Consider the following 23,755-nt stretch of genomic DNA (forward strand, 5'->3'; position numbering starts at 1 on the left):
CTCCCCCTGTTCCCTCTTCACCCGCTCCCCCGCTCCCCCGCTCCCCCGCTCCCCCGCTCCCCCGCTCCCCCGCTCCCTATGCTAACTTTTGATCGCTTGCAGAGTTTTAAGAGCTTCTTCGACGTGAGCTTTGAAATTGAGCATCGAATCAAAGATGTGCTGTACAACTCCCTCCTGGTCAATTACATAAGTAACTCGACCAGGGAGTACCCAAAGAGTGGCGGGAACACCATAAAGTTGCCGAACTTTGTTTCCCGCATCGCTTAATAACGTAAAAGGCAAGTTATGCTTAGCTGCAAACTGCTGATGAGATTGCTGTGAGTCTTCACTGATGCCAATGACTTCTGCACCCGCATCCGAGAAAACTTCATAGCTATCTCGAAAAGCACAGGCTTCAGCCGTGCATCCAGGGGTGTCATCCTTGGGATAAAAATATACAACAACTGATTTTTTGCCCCGAAAGTCCTTGAGGCTGACTGGTGAGCCTGTTTGAGAAGGCAAGGTAAAATCCGGTGCAGTTTCTCCAACTTTTACTGGCATATTTGCTAAAATCGGTGGTTTAAGGGAAATGTTAACTTTTGTAATCTTATCGCGATCGGTAACAGTAGCACCTAATTTTTAGCAGCCACTACGCGATCGCCCATCTCAAAGATTTTGAGGTATTCACAATAACTTTAAGTAAAAGGTCAGCTAACTTTATCAACTCTTCAAATTAAAAACTTTACTGGCTCAACAAAAAGAGTGACAATAAGTATAGGTGTTATGGGAAACAGTTGCTCTGAGCCAAACTCTTTTTAGGTGTTTGATTGGTGAAGATTTCTTGATATCTGCAACCAAAAATCCTCTTAGGTTTGGTCAGAATTAACTGTACTTTTGTTGCAATCTGGCTGCTATCAAGTCAGTCAGAGTTCTACGGTGTCTTAACTCTGTGGGGGGGTGGGCACCTAAATCGCTTCAGGGCACAACAGGAAAACTCGGCAATTGTCGAGTTTTTTTGTGGATAAGCTATTACGCATTTAATTGGTATATTAATTCATCGACTTATTCTCCATTCCCTTACAGGCAAGAAGGGTTAGAGGGTTGGGGGGGTGGAGGGGTGAGGGGTGAGGGGGTTAGGCTATAGAAACCAATATATAATACAGTTTCAATGCGTAAGAGCTTAGACAATTTCTATACTGTCTGTTTTTGGGAGTTAGTGTGCCATAAGTTGTTTAACATTATATTGCAATATGGGAAAGCGTTGCGCGATCGCGCTCAATATTTCGCCTATATCGGGTGCATCCTCAGCAAGTGTTGAGTCATGCTTTCGCTCTTTCAAATCCTTTAAAATATTGAAGATGCCGATTGCTAGCAGTTCATCAGCATCCTTCAATAAACCCAACAACAAATTGAGATATTCTTTCCTACCAAGGTGGTAAATTGCTCCCATTAAGTCAGCTTTTATGCTGAGAGGAAGCTCTGAATTGAGATAGTCTTCTAGTTTGGGTAATATCTGCGGCGTGGCTAAAAGACCAATAGAATTAGCAGCATAACATCGTACTGGGTCGTATTCATTAGTATTAGAGAGTGAAAGCTCTAGAGTTTCTAAAGCTTCAGGTTCTCCTAAATACCCAAGGGCTTCTGCTGCTGATGCACGAACTAACCACCAATAGTCACTTATTAGCAAAGATTTTATAGCTTCAAATGCAGGAGTATAACCAAGCGATCCAAGAGCTTCGACTGCTTCACACCTAACCATTTCTTCTGGATCTTCAAGTAAAATCATTAGTTCAGGGCCAACAGTTTCTAAATCTTCTATTCCCATATACCCTAAAGCCTCAGCCGCACACGAGCGAATACCTGACTCAGGCGACTTAAGCAATCTTATTATTTTGGGGACAGCCTCATAAAAATCAGTACGAGGAAGCTCTATGAGTGCTTTTACTTGCAGTGCATAATCATCAGAATCACAATAACTTAGCAGCGTTTCACAGCTTAACTCATCCATTATTGTTACCTACTTTTTACGAGCCTAGTTTAACATAGACTTAATTTGTAACTTGAGAGGTGTTCTCCGTGCAGTACGCTTACATTAATTACATCGGCAATTTTTTACCAGGCTCACCTGTCAGCAACGATGAGATGGAAGACTATCTCGGAAAAATTGCCGATCGCCCCTCTAAAGTCAGACAACGTATTCTCAAAAGCAATGGCATTCAACAGCGCTATTATGCCATTAGCAAGGAACAAACAACTCTCTATTCTAACAGTCAAATGGCGGCTTATGCCGTGCGGGATGCACTCTCAAAATCCCATATCGAACCAGCTACCATTGACTTGCTTGCTTGCGCTACAACCATACCCGATTTATTAGTACCTGGATTTGCTAGCATAGTACATGGAGAACTGCCAGAATTACCTCCTCTAGAAATTGTTTCAACTCAAGGCGTTTGCTGTGCGGGAATAGCCGCTTTAAACTACGCCGCTTCTCAACTACAATTAGGCAAAAGGCGGACTGCACTTGCGGTTGCTTCTGAGTTCGCATCTCGCTTGTTCAAACACACTAAATTTGAAACCCAAACGTCAGTTAAATCCGGTAAATCTCTTCCCTTTGACACCGAATTTTTGCGCTGGATGCTCTCCGATGGTGCAGGCGCATTCTTGTTACAAAATCACCCTCTTACTACAGGAATTAGTTTAAAAATAGAATGGATTGAACTAATTTCTCACGCTAATGCTTATCCTCTTTGTATGTATGCCGGGTTAGAGAATGAAAACTCAAAAACAAGCTGGTTAGATTACCCCTCATACGCAGATGCAGCCGCAGCCGCAGCCTTTGACTTGCGCCAGAATATTCGATTGCTAGATAATGCGATCAAATTAGGAGTAGAAGGATGGCTGCGGTTAATTGCAGCAGGCCGCGTTAACCCCCAGGAAATTGATTGGTTGCTCTGCCATTACTCTTCCCACTTCTTCCGGGGGCAAATTGTGGAACTGCTAGAAAAAGCAGACTGTATGATTCCTGAAGAAAAATGGTTTACTAACCTTTATACCAGGGGAAATACAGGTTGTGCTTCGATTTACTTAATGCTGGAAGAACTCTTTAATTCTGGCAAATTGCAGCCCGGACAAAAAATCTTTTGTTTTGTACCAGAAAGCGGTCGATTTACTACTGCTTATATGATGTTAACCGTTGTGGAAAATTCCCCAGAAGTTACCGCAAGTGTTGATTTAATTGAATTGCCTGTCAGCTCTCCCCTTGACAGCTTTAAACCTGCACGGCTTGATTCTCCTCAAGCCTATTTATTGCGAGAATTAGCATTAGTTTGGCTAGAATTTGAGCGGAAATTGCGCTCCGTACCAATTCTACGGAAATTAAACAGCGGAGAATTTACCATTGAAGATTATAAAGCTCTGTTGCGAAATCTCCGGCCGCAAGTTGTAGAAGGAGCTCGTTGGATTGCTCGTGCTGCTTCTTACATGACTGATTTTCGCCTCCGCTCTACATTTATTGGCCATGCTCAAGACGAGCACCGAGATTTTCAAATGTTAGAGCAAAATTACGTTTCCGTTGGCGGCGAATTGGCGGAAATTGTAGGAAGTGAAAAGAATATTGGTAGCGAAGCTTTATCAGCATTTATCTTTCACCAAGCCTCCCAGGAAAATCCAGTAGACTTAATTGGGAGTATATTTATTATTGAAGGGTTAGGGAATCAGCTTGCTGGCAAGTGGGCGAAACAGATTCAAGAAACCCTGGGTTTGCGAGGAGATCAAGTGTCATTTCTAGCGTATCATGGAGTGAATGATGAATCGCATCTTGGTAAGTTGGAGGAATTAATTAATGCAGAATGGATGACAGACGCGATTGCCCGTCGCATTGTTAAAACCGCTCAAGTCACTGCTCGTTTATACTTACTGCAACTGGAGGAAATTCGCTAATGCAAATTATTCAACCTCAAGAGACTGAAAATCTAACAGAAGTTAAGAGCAATTTGCCCTACAGTCCTCAACCTTACAATCGCTTAAATCCTAATCATTGGGACGTGCTTTTTGTCGATCAGTCTATCCCTGTGGATTTAGTAGCGAAATCTTACATGATTCGGGATTTACACAACTGGACTCGCAGTTATTTACTAATTCCTATTAAGATAATTGCGAACTTGTTGCTGGCTTTAATTATGACGGTGAAGCGCTTGCTTCCCTTTCAATTTAGTGCTTACACTTTAATGCACAAGTCGGCTGCATTTTTCTTGAATAACTTTGTTTCTCCTGAAGCTTGTTATTTGATTGTGCGGCATATTTGTCTCGGTTCCAATATTGTCAATTTTTTGATTGATAACGGCCCAGATCCGCAGATTCAGAAATCAAATCTCTATCCGCGTAGTGTTGACGATTTAGCTAATAATGCTTTTTTGGAACATGACCTCATTCTCTATAATTTTGTTTGGGATTACAATCAAGCAATGCAAAAGAATCCTAATTGGTTACAGGAAATTAAAAAGCGCGGAGTTAACTACGATAGCATTCAACCTGCGGAAGTAGAAATTGATTTTAATACACGCCGCTGGTTCAGGGTTTTAGATTTGGAATCTGCGATTGAGTTGTTTAAAGTGTTTTATTCTCTTTGTTTAACTAGCGACGAGTTTGCGCGGGCAGTAATCTCGCTTCAGTTAGATGAGAACTTTGGTATTTATATCAGTCAAATTACGGATAATTATGACTGGAATCATGTGATTAGGAACCGTCAACCTCTGGCACCAAATAGTCCTTTTAATGCAGCTCGCGATTTGTTTTTACACGGTATTGTGTCGGAATATCTTTACCGCTATCTGGAGATTCGCAAGCAGATGGTAGAGTAAAGTTTAAATATTAGAAATTGAGTAGAGGGTGAGGTAGTGACTCAAGCTCGCGATCGAGGTGCAGTAATATAGGGGCGATCGCTACTCTTTTTTAGCTAGTTGGCTAAATAGTTGACAAATATTTAACTTTGTGGTATATAGTCCGAAGGACTAATATCAAATTTTAAATTGGTGAGGCGCGATCGCTTTTGGTTCTGAGTTGGGCAGCATAGAGATAGGTACTTTGTTAGTGCCGAGTTGGTAGCGATCGCATGGTATTGTGAATGGAAGGTTTAGGCAAAAAATACGATAAAGCCCGCGAAATGCGGAGTCAGCGGGTTAAGCAAATTTTTGTTTTGGTGTCGATTGTTTCCTTTGCTGGTTCTACGGCTTTTGGGATTGGTAAGCTTTTCTTAGAGGGTTTGAATCGGCCGCGACTTGTTCCGGCTCAGACTGTTAAAGAATTATCCTTGGCTGATGAGGAAAGGGGTTATGAGTTAGTTTTGCACCGGGAACCGGAGAATCAGACGGCTTTGGAGGGGTTGGCGGATGTGCGGATGCGGATGGGGAATAACAAGGGCGCTGTTGAGCCTTTGGAGAAGTTGGTGAAGTTGCATCGCGATCGGGCTGATTATAAGGTATTGTTGGGGCGGGTGAAGGGGAAGTAGGAGAAAGATTAGGCAGAGGGGTGAAAGGCGAGGATCGATAACTCTTTATTATTACAGTAAATTGATAAGTTTTAAATTAAATGGTTCTTCATAATTCAAATTGCTAATTTAGTTTCATAAAGGATTGAATATGGGCATAATACGCATGGGGCCGCCGACCGAAATTATATACAAACTGAAAGAAGTTTACGGGATTAATAATTTTATTGAAACAGGAACTTATCAAGGTCATACAGCATACTGGGCAAGCCAAATATTTGAACAAGTTTTTACAATAGAGTATTCTCAAGACATTTATCAAAAAGTTACAGAAAAATATTGTCATATCAAAAACATAGACTTTCTGTATGGTGATAGCAGAAACCTTCTTGATAGTACAGTATCACAGCTTGAAAGCTCGAGTTTATTCTGGCTTGACGCTCATTGGAGCGGAGGGCTAACTTATGGGGAAAGGGATGAGTGTCCCTTAATAGCAGAAATCGAAGTTATCAACTGCTCCGACTGCGAACACTTTATTTTTATTGATGATGCCAGATTGTTTTTATCTCCTCCACCGCAGCCCCATTTACCTCAACAATGGCCGGATATTAGTGCAGTTTTAAATTTGTTGAATTCAGGAAAAAACAGCCGGTATATTGTAATTGTTGATGATGTTATTATTGCTGTTCCGGCACTTGCCAAAGAACTAATTATTCAGTATTGCCAAGGTTTGAACACCAGCTTAGGCAATACACGCAGCGAGAAACAGGAACAAAGGAATCAAAGCACTGGCGCATCTGCTAATAGTATTAATAACGCAGAGTCTATAAATAACTATGAATTAAAAATTATAGAAAATTTTATTGCTTCAGGTAATGTGGTTTTCGATATTGGCGCAAACATAGGTAGTTGGACAACTCAAGTATTAAAAATATGCTCTGACGTTCAAATCCATTTGTTTGAACCTGCACCGCCAATATATCACACTCTTCTACAAAACCTAGCTGAACCGATTAAAAGCGGTCAACTCGTGTTAAACAACTTGGCAATAGCACACCAACCGGAAATTAGGGAATTTTATTATTACGAAAAATTTTCAGGGTGGAGTACATTTCACCGCCGATTTGACATTGAAAAACAATATAATATTGAGTCGCCTCAGCCATTTCGTATTTTAACAGCTACCCTTGATGATTATGTCCAAACAATGGGCATAAAGCGAATAAACTTCTTGAAAATTGATACAGAAGGCGGTGAGTTAGAAGTCCTTTATGGAGCAACTAACCTATTGCAAAAAGGCAAAGTAGATTATATTCAGTTTGAGTATGGTGGAACATTTGTCGATGCCAACATCACATTAAAACAAGTATTTGAGCGTTTACAAAAGTTTCGTTACACAATCTTTAAAATACTGCCCAATGCTTTACAAGCATTACCCCAGTTTTTACCGGAATATGAGAATTACGAGTATAGCAACTTTTTAGCCGTGAATGAGAGGTTCACAGCTTTGATTGGGAGTGAAGCACGAAATCTCCTTGATTTGCAGCAGCTTTGCATAAAACATTCTGTTACACCGCGCGGCATTATTCACATTGGGGCACACGAAGGCAAGGAAATTGCAAGATATCGAGCAATGAATGTGGAAAGGGTACTGTTTGTTGAAGCCAACCCTGCTGTATTTGAACGTTTGAAAACGAATATAGCTGGTTTGTCTAATGTGCTAGCGGTGAATTGTGTAATTAGCAATATCAATGGCATAAGCACATTATATGTAACTTCTATGGATCAAAGCAGTTCAATCTTACCCTTGAAGGAACATCAAAAGGTTTATCCAGAAATAAAGGAAGTTGAGCGTTTAGTTTTAGAGTCAAGAACCATTGATACACTACTACAAGAACTGCAACTAAATCCCGCTGATTTTAATATCTTAAACATTGATATTCAAGGTGCAGAGCTGTTAGCTTTGCAGGGAGCAACTAACCTTTTTAAACACATAGAAGCAATTAACACGGAAGTTAATTATGAAGAATTGTATGAAGGATGTGCTTTAATTGATGATATAGATGATTTTTTAGAGATTCATGGTTTCGATCGCGCCGCAACTGCAACACCATACCATCCATCTTGGGGCGATGCGTTTTATGTGAAAAAGCCAGTAATTACAATGTCCACGCTTGGCAGAAACGGGCGGTTTGCCAATCAAATATTTCAGTATGCTTTTTTGACAATATACGCAAAAGAACATAACTTGAGAGTAGAGACACCAGCTTGGATTGGTCAGTATTTGTTTGGATGCAACGAGCCGCCGATATCTCAGCATTTACCTGTAATTAGCGAAGAAACTAATAACCTTTTAGAAGCTCGCATACCTAATACAAAAGAAATATTTAAAAATGTGGATTTCTGGGGCTATTTTCAGTACCATACAAAGTATTACGCAGCCCACAAGGAGTATTTTCGGTCTCTGTTCCAACCTGTGCCGGCAATAGAAACTCAAATGAAGGAGGCGTTGGATTGTTTGCGATCGCGCGGCAAAACCCTTATCGGTTTGCACTTGCGGCGGGGAGATTACGGCTACAGCCATTTCTTCATCGCGCTGAGCGAATGGTACAAACAATGGCTAAAAGGTTTGTGGGAAACCCTCGACGAACCAATACTATTTATTGCCAGCGATGAACCGGAAAAAGTTTTAAGTGATTTTGAGGAGTATAATCCTGTCACGACTAAAGATTTAGGTTTGGAGTTACCGGAAGCAGAATTTTATCCAGATTTTTATTTATTGAGCCAGTGCGATATCACAGCAATTTCCAATAGCTCATTTTCCTTTGCAGCTTGTATGCTCAACGAAAAAGGCAAATATTTCTTTCGTCCGCATTTGTCCGCTCAAAAACTTATTCCTTTCGATCCGTGGAATAGCGAAACGATTTTGCGTAATTATATGCCAATTAACTTTTTGACAATCGTCCTCAACGGTCAGCCTTTTATCCGCTACCACATAGAAGTATTTAAACAACTGCCCTTCAAGTGGCACTGGCATATTGTTGAGGGTGTAGCTGAGCAAAAACACGATAGTGCTTGGATGCTGAAATTCGGCGGGCAGATTACCGACGATCTTCACGCTCATGGCCGTAGCAAGGACGGGACAACAGAATACTTAGATGAACTAGCGCAGCTCTATCCAGAGAATATAACAATTTATCGGAAACCTGCGGGAGTTTTCTGGGATGGAAAACTAGAAATGGTCAATGCACCCCTGGAAAGCATTAATCAGGAGTGCTTGCTGTGGCAAGTAGATGTAGATGAACTGTGGACTGTTGAGCAGGTTTGTACTGTTCGGCAAATGTTTACAGACCATCCAGAAAAAACAGCAGCTTACTACTGGTGCTGGTTTTTTGTTGGAGAAAACCTAGCTGTAAGCACTCGTAAATGTTATTCTCAGCACCCCCAGCAGGAATGGTTGCGGACTTGGAGGTATAAACCGGGAGCAAGGTGGAAAAGACATTCGCCCCCCTGCTTAGTTGAGCCTTTGGCAGACGGTGAAGTTAGGGATATTGCTACTGTCAATCCTTTTTTCCATGAAGAAACAGAAAGGCTAGGCTTGGTGTTTCAACACTTTGCTTATGTGACACCTGAGCAACTACGCTTTAAGGAACGCTATTACGGTTACAAAAATGCAGTGACAGAATGGATGTCTCTGCAAGATGCAAGGAGTTTTCCCGTGCGTCTAGGCAATTATTTTTCCTGGGTGTCAGACGGAACGCTGGTTAATGTCGTAGAAGCACTGGGAATAGCACCGATCGCACGGCGAGAAAAGGATAGTAATGAGTGGCATTTCGTGCAGCCAGAAAAGATGCAAAGGCAAACTGCGCTTGCCCAACAGCCCCCTACGATTATTGTGGACGGCGTGTTTTTCCAGCTTTACAATACGGGAATTGCTCGCGTGTGGCGATCGCTCTTAGAAGAGTGGGTGAATCAGGATTTTGCTAAGCATATAATTGTGCTCGATCGCGCCGGAACAGCACCAAAAATACCGGGTATTAATTACCGTCCTGTTCCGGCTTATAGTTATGACAGCACAGATGCCGATCGCGAAATGCTCCAGCAAGTTTGTGACGAACAGGAAGCAGACTTATTTATCTCGACTTACTACACAACCCCGATCGCCACAACCTCTGTATTCATGGCTTATGATATGCTTCCCGAAGTATGGGGGGCTAACCTGGACAAGCCAATGTGGCGAGAAAAGCATCGCGCTATTAACCACGCATCAGCTCATATTGCAATTTCTCAAAATACCGCTTCCGATATAATCAAATTTTTCCCAAATATTGCTGAGGAGTCGATCGCCGTAGCTCATTGTGGAGTCGCCAGCAGTTTTTCGCCAGCAAATCAAGAAGAAATTAGCTATTTTAAGACCAAGTACGGGATATTCAAACCTTATTTCCTTGTGGTGGGTGCTGGAGATGTTCATAAAAATACAGATTTGTTCTTTCAAGGTTTTGGTCAACTTCCTACAAGACAAGCATTTGATATTGTCTGTACGGGGAAACGTTTCCCATTTAAAGATGAGTTTAGAGAATATACATCAGGCAGTGCAGTTCACATACTGGAACTCAGCGATCGCGAGTTGAGTTTCGCCTACTCTGGTGCAGTTGCTCTCGTTTATCCTTCAAAATATGAAGGTTTTGGTCTACCCATTTTAGAAGCGATCGCTTGCGGATGTCCCGTCATTACTTGTCTTAACGCTTCTATCCCTGAAGTTGCTGGTAAAGCAGCCTTATATGTGAGCGATACTGACTTTAACGAGCTTGCAAAGGCACTTTGCGAGGTACAAAAGCCAAATGTCCGCAGAGCTTTAATCGCAGAAGGACTAGAACAAGCCAAAAAGTTTTCTTGGTCAAAAATGGCAAGGGTAGTTAGCACGACTTTGATAGATGCTGCTTTCCCAGCTTTAAAGCTGAGGAAAATTAATTTAATCATTTTCCCAGATTGGTCAGCATCAGAAGAGTCTATTGGCACAGATTTGACAAAAGCGATTAGGGCGATCGCTACTCACCCTGACAGAATGAAGATGACATTACTCATAGATACTGCCAACATTTCTGAGGATGAGGCAAATCTAGCTTTATCAGGCGTTGCCATGAATCTTTTGATGGAAGAAGATTTAGACGTTACTGAATTTGCCGAAATATCGTTAGTGAGAAATTTGGAGCAAAGGCAGTGGGATATTTTACTCGGTAGAATACAAGCTAAACTTGCTCTGGAGAACGAAAATGAACAGGCGATCGCAGCCATCAAAGCAGAAAGCATCCCTTCCTGCGATGTCGATAGCTTTAGCAACAGGCGAGCTGTTCAGTCAGAAACAGGAGATTGGAAGTTCATTTCTCCCCAGCGAGAATCTCTGACAAATCCTCAAACAGAAACAGAGTTTCAAGAACAATCACCTGTAGATTGCTACTTAGAATATATTAAAACAAATTGTCCAAATCTAGATTTAAATACTTGGTTGGGCATAAAGTCAAGTCTTGAAACTACATCTTGGGACAATCCTTTATCCGCAGTAGATTTGAATAATTTTGCTGTTGTAGCCTTAATACAAGCCGAAGGTTGTCCAGACTTATCTGTCAAAGAACTCTATTTTAATATGGCATTAGAAGCTTTAAATAGAGGAGTAGACTTACGGGAGCATCCTCTCTGTACTGCTCATCTTGCTGTAACGCTTGGCATGACAGGAGAAATATTAGAATCCAGTCAAATTTCACTGGCCTCATTTATCGATACTCTCCACTATGCTGATAGCTCTGTTAATAACATTCAGCCCGCTATTGTATATTTACCTGAAAAAAATAACAATTTGAGAAGTTACCGCAACGAAAATATTACTCAAATTATACAAGCAAAAGAGGGTTATACTCAAGCAATTATGTTGTTGACAGAAGTGCTGTGTCGGTCACTACTTGTCTCTTACAACACGAGAGGAATTTTCATCAAAAACTTAGCATCTCAAGTTTTCCCTGATTCCATTTCAATCAATTTAACGCTGGGAATATCAAGCTTGATAAACAATCTATGGGAAGGGTTGTTATACCTGCACCGCGCTAGACAGAAAGCTCCCGATTCAGCACCGATTTTGCAAGCACTCTACCTCGCCTACAAAAATTTAGAACAGACAGAAAAAGCAAATTACTGGCTAAATTATGCGCGCAATTTATACAAAAATAAAACTCATTCTCTAGAGTGGAGATGGACAGAATTAAACTTGGAAAGTTATTTCACTTACGTGCCATTTGATGGCCAAATGTTATTGGCGGTTGAATCAAATTTCCAAAGTTATGCGACTGGAGTATTGATTTCAGAAGGAGACTGGTTTGAAAAAGAAATGGAATTTTGGCGCAATTCGATCAAACCAGGCATGACGGTTATAGATGTGGGTGCGAATGTGGGGGTGTACACCTTTAGTGCAGCTCGCCGCGTAGGATCTAGGGGTCGTGTTTTAGCAGTCGAACCTTTTTCAAGCTGCGTTCGCTGTTTACAAGAAAGCTGTAAAATCGGTAAGTTCGATTGGGTGAAAGTTTGCGCCGGCGCTGCGAGCGATCGCGAAGGAAAAGCTCGGTTGTCTCTTTTTCGGGCCAGTGAACTCAACAAAATTGTGGTTGGCGAATCGGCTGAAAAAATGCAGCCGGGCACCTTTGAAGATGTTACCTGCTTTACTCTCGACAGCCTAATTGAACGAGAAAATCTAAGCACAGTAGATTTTCTCAAGATAGATGCAGAAGGACATGAACTCTCTGTATTGACTGGCAGCGACAAAATTTTGTCTGAATTTTCCCCTGCAATCCTTTATGAAAATACCGACGTAGGTCAACGCAGCAATCTAGCTGCTGCTGATTATCTCAGAGGTAGAGGATATCGATTATTTATCTATCAACCTTATCTGCAAAAACTGCTTCCTGTAGATTCTGCTGAAGATTTGCAAGGAAACCTTAATGTCATCGCTTTACCTAGCCATCTTAATGATTTATAATCTCTAAATCTATCCGAAAAATTTTCATAATTCAAAGGGATTCCTTATGCCTGTTTTTCTCAACAGTTTGAAAAAAAGCGGTCATTTAGACCGGATTTACATGACACTCTGTAATATTGGCTGTCGTAAATTAACAAGCGAAGATGACTACGGCAGCCAGGGATGGAATATTTTTGCCCCTCGGCTGACTATTTACGGTTTTGATGCAGATGCAGATGCTTGCGAAGCGGCCAATGCTGACCTTGAAGTACGACAAGTCAATTGGACTGAAAAACATATTCCTTTAGCTTTAGCAAAGTCTGTAGGTGAGTCTACACTTTATGTTACACAACATCCTATGTGCAGTTCGCTTTATCCACCTAATGAACCTTACTTGGAGCGTTTTTCTGGACTACCCGAACTTGTAAACTTAGATTTTTGTATGGAACTTGAAACCACCACTTTAGATAAGTTTTGCCACCAGGAAGGAATTGATGAAATAGATTTCCTACAAATTGACGTTCAAGGTGCAGAACTTCAGGTTTTAGAAGGTGCTGCGGAAATCTTAAAACGAAGTGTGCTAGCGGTTCAGGCTGAAGTAGAATTTTCACACTTATACTCAGATCAGCCCCTGTTTGCTGATATTGACACCCATCTTAGAAAACAAGGTTTTACACTATTTGATTTAGAACCAGCATATCGGCTTCGCGCTAGAACACCTATTAGCTCAGCAGTCAGAAGCGGTCAATTGCTTTGGGGAGATGCTTTTTATTTTCGGGATCTAATTCAACATGACCTTGACAGTCCCTTAAAAACACCAGATAAAATTCTCAAGTTAGCTTGCCTCGCCGATCTTCTGAATTTTCCCGACTATGCTCTAGAGTTACTAGAGTATTTAACTTTGCAGTACGGCAACAACCCTAACTATAACTTTGCCAACAATATCGTTGAAAGTTTGGCTCAATTTCCAGAGCTTGTCAGTCAAGGACTAGGTTCCCTGCCTATCGTGGTCAGAATTCAAGATTACATTGGTGATGGCGATGTTGACTTATTCCAGGCAAGTCAAGCGCTCAATCAGCAGTCAATTTCTCCTTTTGATTGAAAATACTCTTATGCAGCAGCAACGTCATTGAAATCATCTCCTTTGGAAAGGCAATTCAATAATGCTAGCTTTGGAGATAAATTTCCCACATTTGCTCATAAGCTTTTTCCATCTCGCGAGTAAACTCCTGAGCATTCCAAAGCGGAGAAGTTTGCCTTGACTGTCGCAGTTTCCACGAAATTTGCTGCCGCAAAGCTGCATCTTTTCCTAAACGAATTCCCCATTCTATATATTCTTCATCAGTCCAAGCAATACCCTCTGTCACCCCCGCATTCATCATCATAGTGTAGCTGTTGCGAGCTGCAAACTGCTGGCCGACTCGCGTCACTAAGGGAATACACATCCAAAGAGTTTCTAGAGTGGTTGTGGCTCCATTATAGGGATAAGTATCCAGAACTACATCGGCAATACCTAAGTTAGCTCGGTGAACTTCCTCTGAACTAACTGCTGGCAAAAATCGCAAGCGATCGCCCTCCAAACCCTCTTCTTCTGCTAGCTGGTTAAATAATTTTTTAATTGAATTTTGGTCAGCCCCGCCTTTAATTAAAAAGTAACTGTTAGGGACTTCCTTCAAAATCTTCACCTGTAATCGCGCTGTATCTAGATGCCGTTTGTACCCAGTCTGGCTGCTGAGGTATATGACTGCATTGCTCGGAATATTCAACCGATCGCGGCGTAAAGTCGGTACTCCCACTTCAAAACCATCCACAGCTATGTAAGTCTGGGGCAAGCGCCAAATTTTTTCACTATAATAATCTTGAGCAGACTCCGGTACAACGTAAGGATCGGCAATAAAATAGTCGATTGCAGGCAATCCTACAGCATCCCAACCTAGCCAAGTAACTTGTATCGGTGCCGATTTCATTGCCATCACTTCACAGTTCACATCTAAAGTAATACTGTCAAGTTCGATCAGAATGTCAATTTCGTCTTTGTCAATTTGCTCCGCAATATTTGTGCTGACTATCCCGCAGCGATACGGCTTATCAACATGATTGACATACCAGTTTTGTAAAAAGTGTTCTTCCTCTTTATAGCCGATAAAGTAGCCATGAATTTGAAAGCGATCGCGATCGTGATGCTGAAACAGCCATCGCGCTAGCCAGCCCACAGAATGTCTCCTCAAGCAGTGGGATAGGTAGCCAATCTTCAGAGGCTTGCCAGAAACACCAAGGCTCTTGCGAACTAACTGTCGCTGCAAGTATCCCTCTATCTGCTCCTTAGCATAGTTTTGAACGTTGCTCTGGCACAGTTGAGCCAATTGATTACCTATTTTTCTGTTATTTTTCGGATCGTCCTGAAAATAGGGGAAAAAAAAGCTGGTAACAAATAAGTCACAGACTGTAGAGGATGGTAGCGAGGTCGGACATTCAGCTATTAGCAACTCTAAGAGCGAGTGGAGGCGCTCGAGCGTCGAAATCGCTTCAGACCAATATCCGCCCGCACTCATCAACCCCCGTAAAATTAAGTGAGTCGCGTAAACTTTGGCGGGTACTTTCTGTTGTAATGAGTAGAAAAGCTTCGCTGTTTTTATGCCTTCATCAAATTCACCTAAATTTTGATAAAAACTCGCCATGTGGCGGACTAACTCTGGCTGCTCAGGAGCTAAACGCAAACCTAATTCAATATAGTTTATTGCTAATCTAGGTAACTTTAAAATATACCCAAGTTCAACACAGGTTGCAATAATAATGTTAATATAAATTTGAGGATTGTGGACGTGAGCTATACAGGTTTCTGCAAACTTCAAAGCGGACGGGTGTGCAGAAATACAATCCAAAACTCTTTGCAACACTTGCATCAATTGAACCGTGTCTGCTACTACTATCCCTGGCTCCAACTCCAGCAATTCAATCAAGCCTGTAGAAGTCAGTTCCTCTGGTGTAAACGTCTCAAGCCGGATAGAAAGCTCGATCGCACGCAACAGGTTATTAATGTCTGCCGGATTTATTTCCCGGATGTGTTGCCGGATCGCCCAAGCAAGGGAGTACTCTGACAAGCCCTCTCGCCGATCGGCTTCTTTTTGCAGCACCTCAACCAATTCTGCTGTCCATTCTTCTGTTAGTTCTGGCTCGCCCTCTGCCATACCCAGCAGCCAAGTTGTCTGAGCTTCTGTTTCTTGCCCCTGCAACAGCAACATCAACCCCAAGTGCCAGTAGTAGGACTTGATTTCCGGCTCCGTTGCGATTGCTTGCTCGTAGAGGTTTGCAGCCTGACTGTAATTCCCTTGAATTAAATATTGATTAGCCTGTTGCTGCCAATGACTAGGACTATTGGATGAAATATTTTGTAAATAAGTTGTCATAGTAGCATATCAGTCTTATCTTCCCTGAATATCTATCTAAGGCAAGTTCATCATTTAATAGCAATGGGTAGTGTAGCTTACACTACCCACTTTTTGACAATGTTCAGATTAGGCTTGCAGGAACAATACTAACTTTGACACACTTCTTACTTGGAAACTATCTACTTCGACACTACTGTCCAACTGGTATTATTACAGTTTATGTTATCAGCAGCAATGGTCGCAGCATCCGCTGCGCCCGCCGGCGCAGCAACGCCTGCTGCTGTACTTTCGCACAGGACTGCCGTGCTAGTTTTCTCAGTACCACCTTGTTGAATTAGTGCTACTGCTCCCAAGTAAGATTTGAGTACGTTGCTTTGACCGTGTGCTATATTTGCTACCACAGTGGTATCTGTAGCAAGAGTCGGAGCTGCCTCTGTTGCAGCCGGGATAATAGAGTATGTGTAGTTCTGAGTCTGTGTTTTAATGCCAAGCCCTAACCCAGGAACAAAACCGATAAATTTACCGCTTTCAGCGAAAGACGCTTGCTGAGCGCGGTTCATCGAACCACCGTACTGCTTCGCCTCTGATTGCTTGGCTTTGTTAGCTTGGTTGAGGAAGGAAGGCAAAGCAATAGCAGATAGAATACCGATGATGATGATAACGACTAGCAGTTCAATCAGGGTAAAACCCTTATCTTGTCTTTTTTGATTGAGGTGTTGCAAGAATCTGGCTTTAAATTCAGTTTTCATTGGTTGTTTCTCCTAGAAGGGTGGGATGCTTGATTTCTAACTCTTGTATGTAACTTACCCACTTCCGATCAACTTCATATCACTGCCCACAAAAATGTTTTTAGCAGCCTCAGTGAAAGGTACAGGACTCTCAAGAACGCTCCAAAAGCACGTACAGAAAGACTTCTAGGCTCATCAAGAGTTCCTTGATTTCATTGAAGGCTCTATCCTGATTCACAGGTTCAAGGGTTACAAGGTCTACGGGTCTAAGCTTGAGCCAGCGCTCCGCTAAGGAGATCGCTGGCTGCGCGCCCTCCCACAGAGGTAGCAAGCAAGCCGCCATACCGCTCTCTATCAAAATCGGTACTAAGGTTGGCGAAGTAACATAACGGCTAATCTCGAAGGAACTCTGGTTAGCTATAGATTTAATCAAATCTTCTTTTAACTGGGGAGTGCTGAGCTGAGGATGTAGATGCACCTTTGCCTGTTGCCAGTCAGCCACAGTCCATTCCGAAACTGGTAAAAAAGACTCAGCTTGGTTGGGAAGACCGCACCAGAAGTCTATCAAACGATGGATTGGATGTAAAAGTTCAAATAGGTGCAGCCGTTGCTCGACAGGAGTTTCTGGCAAGCTCATTGCCAGAAACGCAGGTAGGTTATTTGGCTCGTTGAACAAATCCGTCAAGTCCCACAACCGCCAACTCACCATACTAATAAATTCTAAATCAGCAGCTCTTAATGCTGAAAACACTTCAGGTATAGTATAGCCTTTATCCCCCAGCAGCAAATAGTTAGCCAGCATCCATTCTTCATTTTTTTCGGATGGAGAATTCCATGTTGCTTCCTTAATAGCCACGTCATTCTTTAGAGATTGTATAACTTCTTTAGCTAACTCTATTTCCATCTCTCTAGGGTTATCCTCCATAAATCCCATGATTTTGAATACTTTTTGAACTGCAAAGAAAGAACGTCGCTGTAGGGAACTGTGGAGGTTTGTCCGAATTATTCCATCCGGTTTCAAAACTGCTTTCATAGCTTGCAATCCGACAACTGGGTCTGGCAAGAGATAAAGAACCTCGTCACAGTTGATATAATCAAACTGTTGGTTTAAGCTAGGCAGTTCCTCAATTGACAGAGCCTGAAAGTCAATATTCTCAAACCCGTGATATTGCAAGCGCTGTCGGGCTAGATTAACAGACTCTTCTGATAAATCGATACCCACAATTTTGGCTCCGGGATTGGCTTCTGCCAAAATTAACGATTTGTACCCGCTACCACAGCCGGCATCTAAAATAACTTTTCCTTCGGTTTCTATAACTTTTTGATTTCTTATATAGTAAGCTGTTGCCAAATTATGGATATAGAGAGTCTGATAGTTATTCTTAGGAGATGTCTCTAGGGGAATTCTAGGATAAGGGGCATTATCAAATTGTTGACGAATTTTATCTATTAATTCTGATTCTTTGCTGTCCATTCTGAATCGCTCCTGATACTGCTAAATTGTGCTGGGGTACTACCTATTCTAAGATGTAAAGGTATCTCATCCGCACCTCGTTGGGAAAAAGCGATTGCCCACTCCCCATCTACAAACTGCCAGTCCAGCCGCAACACATACTTGCAATAATAATCTCAATAGCAGCTTATACAAGTAACTACCACCTCCATGAACACCAACATCAGCCCGATCCTCAAAATATTCTCCCTCTCCGCCGCTCTCTCCCTGACCATCAAATACGGCGGCCCCAGCTTATCCGTACCCTCTAGCAATGCGATCGCCCTCATCGCCATATTAACCCCTAGCATTATCCTAGCAGCACTCCTGGGCTGGAGAGCCCTCAAGCCAGTGAAATCAAGCTGAACTGGGGAAATGCGATCGCCATCCTCTGCTAAGCTGTAGATATCTCTGGGATTTTATGGGCAATAAAAATCACAAAAAAGCAATTCGTTCGCTTAATAAGCGCATTGCTGAACATCAAGAAAAGATTAGAATAGAATCTGAAAAGCATTCTCCCGATGAAGGTTTAATTAAGCATTGGGAAACTGAGATTTTCGCCTTTAAGAAAGGTATTCAACAAGCACTAAAACGATTAGGGAAATAATGTTATGCAAATTCGAGATCGCACCCTTCCTATTGCAAGTTCTACTCTACGTACATTAATTAGAGAGTTAGGCTCAGAATGCCAAAATGTCACAGCGTTAATCTATCAGCTTCAGTCACCTCACCTGAGTGCTAGACAACAAGCCGAAATTCTCGCAGAATTGCTCTCTTCTGCAATTCATTTGAACGTTCATTGCGGAGAAGATTTTCAGACATTAATAGCCGAGGAAATGGAAAAATTGCCTGATGATGATGAACAGGAGTAAAAAGTTAAAACATAAAAATGCGATCGCCGGTTCATAAAAAATTAGCATAAAAAAATTAACTGAGGCGGGTTTACTGGCTTTCTGGTTTGTATAGTACACTTTGGCGAACCTGCCTGCCAATTTCCCAACACATTGCACTATACTGTATAAATATCCCAAGCAACTGAAACACTCACCATGATTCAAACCTTACAAAAAGCAGTATCATTCGATGAATTTATTGACTGGTATCCAGAAAATTCCGAACATCGATATGAACTATACAACGGAGTAATTGTCAAGATGGCACAACCATTAGGAGAACACGAAGAAGTTACTGGCTTTTTAGTAACAAAGCTGGTTGTAGAGTACGAAAAACTCAAACTTCCTTATTTCATTCCCAAACAAGCGTTAGTCAGAGCACCCGCTAGAGAGTCAGGCTACTTGCCAGACATTCTGCTCTTAAATCGCCCTAATTTAGCATCAGAACCGCTGTGGAATAAAGCTTCAACGGTTACTCAAGCTATTTCAATTCCTTTAGTAATTGAAGTAGTCAGCACTAATTGGCGAGATGATTACTTTAGTAAATTTGCTGATTATGAAGAAATGGGCATTCCCGAATACTGGATTGTAGACTATCTCGGCTTAGGCGGTAAACGGTTTATTGGCAATCCCAAACAACCCACAATCGGTGTCTGTGAATTGGTTGACGGCGAGTATCAAATTAGTCAATTTCGGGGAAGCGATCGCATCATATCTCCAACTTTTCCAGAATTGCAAGTGACGGCCGAACAAGTTTTTAAAGAAGGGACTAGGGGCTAGGGACTAGGGACTAGGGAAAGAGGAAGAGAGAGGGAAATGGGGAGGATGGGTAATTAGCAATTAGCCATTAGCAATTAGCTATTAGCCATTACCAATTACCAATTACCAATTACTAATTACTAATTACTTTTAAACTTAATGCGAACCATAGCCGAAATTAACGACAAAATCAGCCGTCAGCAAGCCGTAGTCTGGACAGTAGAAGAACTTAAAGCTAGAGTCGCCGAAATCGGCACAACCCAAGCAGCCAAAGAAGTAGACGTAATTACTACAGGCACGTTTGAGCCGATGGAATCCTCCGGGGCGATTGTCAATCTGGGACACACAGACCCCCCGATCAAAATTCGCTCCTGCTGGCTAGATGGCGTTTTAGCCTACTCCGGCTTCGGGGCTGTAGACCTCTACCTGGGAGCCACCCAAGTTGCCGAAGACGGCGAAGAATCGCGGGAACGGGGCGGCGGCCACGTCATCGAAGACCTAATCGCTGGCAAACCCGTACAACTACGAGCCGTAGGCCAAGCCACAGACTGTTACCCCCGCGCCTCCTTTGAAACGACCATTACCCGCGACACGATTAACCAGTTTTACCTATTTAATCCCCGCAACATCTACCAAAACTTTATCGTGGGCGTGAATGGAGGCGATCGCACTCTTTACACCTACCTCGGCCCCCTACAACCCCATCTCAGTAACGCCGTCTACTCCAACCCTGGAGCCATTTCTCCCTTGCTAAACGACCCAGATTTACAGCTTGTGGGTATCGGTACGCGCATTTTCCTGGGCGGTGCGATCGGCTATGTTACCTGGGAAGGAACGCAGCATTTCCCACTACAAAAACGCCTTCCTAATCGCACTCCCATTGGCCCCGCCGCTACGCTAGCTTTAATTGGTGATGCTAAACAGATGAACTCCAAATGGGTACGGGGTTGTTACTTCAAAAATTACGGCCCATCTATAATGTTAGGAGTTGGGATTCCGCTGCCAGTTTTAAATGAAGAAGTAGTTGCCCGTTGCGCCATACAAGACAAAGATATTGTAGCACCAGTAGTAGATTTTGCTATCCCTCGGCGGGTGCGTCCTACCTTTGGTTTAGTTACTTATGCTCAACTCAAAACAGGCCGTATTACTATTGAAGGTAAAACTGTCAGAGTGGCTCCCCTTGCTAGTTTTTACCTCTCCCGTCAAGTAGCTTTGGAACTTAAAGCGTGGATTGAGGAGGGACAATTTACCCTGACTGAGCCAGTTGCTCACATTCCGATGGAAAGGGCTTTTTTGCCTCAAGATTTATGGGGTAATCAGGTGAGAATTGACTAAATTGAATAGAAATGTTATAGTCAGTATAATTCAATCACTGCGATACTAGATCGACATGAAAATCAACCATAATCCCCTCGATTTTCTAACGACCAAAGTGCAAGAAACTATTGCCGATACCCAAAACTTAGCTAACCAAATCGCTGCTCAAGTTCAGGAAAGTGCAACTGTAGTCACGGCGTGGGTAGAATCAGCGCCAAGTTCAATTGTTGGTGCTGGGGCGATCGCCACTCAAGAAGCTTTCAAAGTTGCCCAAAATATCCGTTTTGAGAACCTGCCAACACAGTTGCAATTCAAATTTGCTAGGGCAGGTATGCGCGACGGAATGCGAAATGTTCAAGAAGCAGCAAAAGTATTTGAATCCATACCCGCCCAAATTCGCGCCCAAGGGCCAGAAGCAATTCGCAATTTTTGTCAAGATAAAGATTGGAGTCACATTCAAGCATACGTCAATGGAGGGGGAAACGAAGCTGCTAATGGGATTTTTGAATATTTTTGGGTAAATCGCCAGCGTGGTGGTGTAGACATGACTGCCGAAGAATTAGCAGTCGCGAAGAAAGTCTTAGCTGATGCTGCCTTTAAAGCAGCAGTTGTCGAAATCGTTGGGGCAACAATTAAAGGGGCGATCGCAGCAGCAGTAATTGAGTTAGTATTTTCCATCTTAGAAAACTCCCTGTTGTGTGTTGAAGGCAAAATTACACAGTCAGAGTTAGTCCAGCAAGTCGCCACTGCTACCGCCAAAGCTGGGATTGCTGGCGGTGTGATGACTGGTATTCTGTTAACAATCTGTATGATCTTTCCCCCGATTGCCGCGCTTTTAGGTGCCGCTGCGATGCCCTTGGCAGTTGCAGGTATTGGTTTTATGGGAATTCGCGCTTGGGAAATCTTTTGTCATAGCGATCGCCTATTTGGTATCACCTGTTAATCGCAAGCTTACAAAAATTTCGGGGATGACTACCCACAACTTGAAAAAACATCGCGATCGCGAGTAATATTTTGGTTAAGCCTGAGCCTAACAGTTGCCGCACTTTATGGCATTATGGGCTTCAAAGAAGCCTTCGGTAGCGAGTACGTTGTGCAAGACGATGCGAGACAGCACGTATTCTGGATCATGCGGTTTATCGATCCGAGTTTATTTCCCAATGATCTAATTGCCGACTATTTTCAAGCTGTTGCTCCCGCAGGATACAAAATAGTTTACAAGCTAGCGGCGATGGCAGGGATTAATCCCCTTTTATTTCATAAAATCTTGCCGATGATATTAGGATTAATCTCTACTTACTACTGTTTTAGCATTTGCCTGGAAATGTTGCCAGTACCAATGGCGGGATTTATTGCTGCTTCAGTTTTGAATCAAAGTATGTGGATCACAGATGATTTAGCTTCAGCTACACCTAGAGCTTTTCTGTATCCGATATTTCTAGGATTTTTATATTATTTGTTGCGAGTCTCACTCTTACCCTGTTTGGCAACAATTGCCCTAATAGGACTATTTTATCCTCAATATGTATTTATTGCCTGTGGCATTTTAATTCTAAGACTATTCCACTGGAAAGATGGCAGTTTGCGCCTATCACCAGAGCGAAATAATTACATATTTTGCGGTACAGGCTTGGGAGTTGCTTTCTTTGTAATGTTGCCTTTTGCCTTAAATTCTTCTAAATTTGGCCCTACAATTACAGTGGCAGAAGCAAGACAATCGCGGGAGTTTTTACCAGGGGGACGCATCCCATTTTTTGAACTTCATCCTAAAAGTTTTTGGTTTACAGGTAAAGGTACTGGAATGTTTTCTAAGTCTTTATTTACGCCTGTAACTCACTGTGCGGGGCTTCTGTTTCCGTTGCTGCTACCATTTTCCTCCGCATTTCCTTTGGTAAAGCAGATTAAAAGCGGTATTTGGCTTTTACTTCAGCTATTATTAGCATCATTGACGATGTTCTTTCTAGCTCATGCTGTATTATTTAAGCTGTACGTTCCTAATAGATATACTTCCTACAGTTTCCGCATAATTATTGTTTTTATGACGGCGATCGCGCTAACTTTAATCATAGATGCTGCGCTACAATGGGCATCAGGAACAGAGGCAAAAGTTTTAATTCAAAATTCACCCTCATCATCACCCATTTTTAAGGGTAGATCCCAAATCAAAACTATAATTGCATTAGGTTTAACAGGAGTAATTGCTATTTTAGTTCTCCTCTATCCTTGCTTTGTTCCCGATTTCCCCAGAGTTGGGTATAAAACTGGGAGAATGCCAGCTTTATATGAGTTTTTTCAGCAGCAACCTAAAGATACATTAATTGCATCTTTATCTGAAGAAGCGAATTTTTTGCCGACTTTTTCCCAGAGGTCTATTTTAATTGGCAGGGAATATGGTATCCCATATCAAGTAGGCTTTTATCGCCAATTTCGAGAGAAGGCTCTTGGGTTAATTAGCGCTCAGTATAGTCCCGATATTGCAGTAGTAAAAAACTTTATTAATCAGTACGGGATTGATTTCTGGATGTTGGAGAAAAATGCTTTGACTCTTAATTATGTGGAGAAGTATGATTGGCTCAAAAACTTTGATTCAACCCCAGAGGTTGTTGCCGATCTTAAACAGGGTAAAACTCCTGCTTTAACACAGTATATGGAACGCTGTGCTGTTTTTCAAAATGAGGGTTTAGTGGTTTTAGCAGCGTCTTGTATTGCG

At 42.3% G+C, this 23,755-nt stretch carries 17 protein-coding genes; 12 read left to right on the plus strand and 5 right to left on the minus strand.

What is annotated here, in order from left to right; genetic code table 11:
• Positions 1–81 precede the first annotated feature (81 nt).
• On the minus strand, positions 82–540 hold the full coding sequence (locus OSCI_RS25585) for a peroxiredoxin (RefSeq protein WP_007358109.1): 459 nt from the start codon (positions 538–540) through the stop codon (positions 82–84).
• A gap of 652 nt (positions 541–1,192) precedes the next feature.
• On the minus strand, positions 1,193–1,987 hold the full coding sequence (locus tag OSCI_RS25590) for a HEAT repeat domain-containing protein (RefSeq protein WP_007358110.1): 795 nt from the start codon (positions 1,985–1,987) through the stop codon (positions 1,193–1,195).
• A 68-nt stretch (positions 1,988–2,055) separates the two neighbouring features.
• Here OSCI_RS25590 and OSCI_RS25595 point away from each other — a divergent pair, with 68 nt between their 5' ends.
• From OSCI_RS25595 to OSCI_RS25615, 5 genes are all read left to right on the plus strand, one after another.
• Complete coding sequence (locus tag OSCI_RS25595) at positions 2,056–3,918, plus strand: beta-ketoacyl-ACP synthase III (protein ID WP_007358111.1); 1,863 nt, start codon at positions 2,056–2,058, stop codon at positions 3,916–3,918.
• Positions 3,918–4,838 (plus strand): DUF6999 family protein, encoded by a 921-nt coding sequence (locus OSCI_RS25600; protein ID WP_007358112.1) that lies wholly within the window; start codon positions 3,918–3,920, stop codon positions 4,836–4,838. Before OSCI_RS25595 ends, OSCI_RS25600 begins: the two co-directional genes overlap by 1 nt.
• Positions 4,839–5,101: 263 nt before the next feature.
• Positions 5,102–5,485: a tetratricopeptide repeat protein gene (locus OSCI_RS25605; protein ID WP_007358113.1), complete on the plus strand. Its 384-nt coding sequence runs from the start codon at positions 5,102–5,104 to the stop codon at positions 5,483–5,485.
• 145 nt (positions 5,486–5,630) lie between these two features.
• A complete protein-coding gene (locus tag OSCI_RS25610) occupies positions 5,631–12,488 on the plus strand; it encodes an FkbM family methyltransferase (RefSeq protein ID WP_007358114.1) in 6,858 nt (2,285 codons plus the stop codon).
• 46 nt (positions 12,489–12,534) lie between these two features.
• On the plus strand, positions 12,535–13,569 hold the full coding sequence (locus OSCI_RS25615) for an FkbM family methyltransferase (protein ID WP_007358115.1): 1,035 nt from the start codon (positions 12,535–12,537) through the stop codon (positions 13,567–13,569).
• A 64-nt stretch (positions 13,570–13,633) separates the two neighbouring features.
• On the opposite strand, the gene OSCI_RS25620 is transcribed toward OSCI_RS25615, so the two are convergent.
• The 3 genes from OSCI_RS25620 to OSCI_RS25630 all read right to left on the minus strand — a co-directional run bounded on the left by OSCI_RS25620 (position 13,634) and on the right by OSCI_RS25630 (position 18,058).
• A complete protein-coding gene (locus tag OSCI_RS25620; protein ID WP_007358116.1) occupies positions 13,634–15,874 on the minus strand; it encodes a hypothetical protein in 2,241 nt (746 codons plus the stop codon).
• A 161-nt stretch (positions 15,875–16,035) separates the two neighbouring features.
• Entirely contained in the window at positions 16,036–16,605 is a 570-nt protein-coding gene (locus tag OSCI_RS25625) for a type IV pilin-like G/H family protein (protein WP_007358117.1), read from the minus strand.
• Between the two features lie 130 nt (positions 16,606–16,735).
• On the minus strand, positions 16,736–18,058 hold the full coding sequence (locus tag OSCI_RS25630) for a class I SAM-dependent methyltransferase (protein ID WP_007358118.1): 1,323 nt from the start codon (positions 18,056–18,058) through the stop codon (positions 16,736–16,738).
• A 189-nt stretch (positions 18,059–18,247) separates the two neighbouring features.
• Here OSCI_RS25630 and OSCI_RS28870 point away from each other — a divergent pair, with 189 nt between their 5' ends.
• From OSCI_RS28870 to OSCI_RS25660, 7 genes are all read left to right on the plus strand, one after another.
• Positions 18,248–18,442: a hypothetical protein gene (locus OSCI_RS28870; protein ID WP_007358120.1), complete on the plus strand. Its 195-nt coding sequence runs from the start codon at positions 18,248–18,250 to the stop codon at positions 18,440–18,442.
• A gap of 55 nt (positions 18,443–18,497) precedes the next feature.
• Entirely contained in the window at positions 18,498–18,683 is a 186-nt protein-coding gene (locus OSCI_RS25635; RefSeq protein ID WP_007358121.1) for a hypothetical protein, read from the plus strand.
• A gap of 4 nt (positions 18,684–18,687) precedes the next feature.
• On the plus strand, positions 18,688–18,948 hold the full coding sequence (locus tag OSCI_RS25640; RefSeq protein WP_007358122.1) for a hypothetical protein: 261 nt from the start codon (positions 18,688–18,690) through the stop codon (positions 18,946–18,948).
• Positions 18,949–19,125: 177 nt separating this feature from the next.
• On the plus strand, positions 19,126–19,749 hold the full coding sequence (locus OSCI_RS25645) for a Uma2 family endonuclease (RefSeq protein WP_007358123.1): 624 nt from the start codon (positions 19,126–19,128) through the stop codon (positions 19,747–19,749).
• Positions 19,750–19,887: 138 nt separating this feature from the next.
• Positions 19,888–21,063, plus strand: a complete 1,176-nt coding sequence (locus tag OSCI_RS25650) for a homocysteine biosynthesis protein (protein WP_007358124.1) — start codon at positions 19,888–19,890, stop codon at positions 21,061–21,063.
• A 55-nt stretch (positions 21,064–21,118) separates the two neighbouring features.
• Positions 21,119–21,988 (plus strand): hypothetical protein, encoded by an 870-nt coding sequence (locus OSCI_RS25655; protein ID WP_007358125.1) that lies wholly within the window; start codon positions 21,119–21,121, stop codon positions 21,986–21,988.
• A gap of 114 nt (positions 21,989–22,102) precedes the next feature.
• On the plus strand, positions 22,103–23,755 hold a 1,653-nt coding region (locus OSCI_RS25660; RefSeq protein WP_071986237.1), incomplete at its 3' end, for a hypothetical protein.

Origin of the sequence: Kamptonema sp. PCC 6506 (assembly GCF_000180455.1) — a bacterium.
Lineage (GTDB): Bacteria > Cyanobacteriota > Cyanobacteriia > Cyanobacteriales > Microcoleaceae > Kamptonema > Kamptonema formosum.

Excerpts from the sequence above, each read along its gene's own strand:
- OSCI_RS25585 (WP_007358109.1), bottom strand. The coding sequence starts at position 540 with ATGCCAGTAAAAGTTGGAGAAACTGCACCGGATTTTACCTTGCCTTCT.
- OSCI_RS25590 (WP_007358110.1), bottom strand. The coding sequence starts at position 1,987 with ATGGATGAGTTAAGCTGTGAAACGCTGCTAAGTTATTGTGATTCTGAT.
- OSCI_RS25600 (WP_007358112.1), top strand. The coding sequence starts at position 3,918 with ATGCAAATTATTCAACCTCAAGAGACTGAAAATCTAACAGAAGTTAAG.
- OSCI_RS25605 (WP_007358113.1), top strand. The coding sequence starts at position 5,102 with ATGGAAGGTTTAGGCAAAAAATACGATAAAGCCCGCGAAATGCGGAGT.
- OSCI_RS25610 (WP_007358114.1), top strand. The coding sequence starts at position 5,631 with ATGGGGCCGCCGACCGAAATTATATACAAACTGAAAGAAGTTTACGGG.
- OSCI_RS25615 (WP_007358115.1), top strand. The coding sequence starts at position 12,535 with ATGCCTGTTTTTCTCAACAGTTTGAAAAAAAGCGGTCATTTAGACCGG.
- OSCI_RS25620 (WP_007358116.1), bottom strand. The coding sequence starts at position 15,874 with ATGACAACTTATTTACAAAATATTTCATCCAATAGTCCTAGTCATTGG.
- OSCI_RS25625 (WP_007358117.1), bottom strand. The coding sequence starts at position 16,605 with ATGAAAACTGAATTTAAAGCCAGATTCTTGCAACACCTCAATCAAAAA.
- OSCI_RS25630 (WP_007358118.1), bottom strand. The coding sequence starts at position 18,058 with ATGGACAGCAAAGAATCAGAATTAATAGATAAAATTCGTCAACAATTT.
- OSCI_RS28870 (WP_007358120.1), top strand. The coding sequence starts at position 18,248 with ATGAACACCAACATCAGCCCGATCCTCAAAATATTCTCCCTCTCCGCC.
- OSCI_RS25635 (WP_007358121.1), top strand. The coding sequence starts at position 18,498 with ATGGGCAATAAAAATCACAAAAAAGCAATTCGTTCGCTTAATAAGCGC.
- OSCI_RS25640 (WP_007358122.1), top strand. The coding sequence starts at position 18,688 with ATGCAAATTCGAGATCGCACCCTTCCTATTGCAAGTTCTACTCTACGT.
- OSCI_RS25645 (WP_007358123.1), top strand. The coding sequence starts at position 19,126 with ATGATTCAAACCTTACAAAAAGCAGTATCATTCGATGAATTTATTGAC.
- OSCI_RS25650 (WP_007358124.1), top strand. The coding sequence starts at position 19,888 with ATGCGAACCATAGCCGAAATTAACGACAAAATCAGCCGTCAGCAAGCC.
- OSCI_RS25655 (WP_007358125.1), top strand. The coding sequence starts at position 21,119 with ATGAAAATCAACCATAATCCCCTCGATTTTCTAACGACCAAAGTGCAA.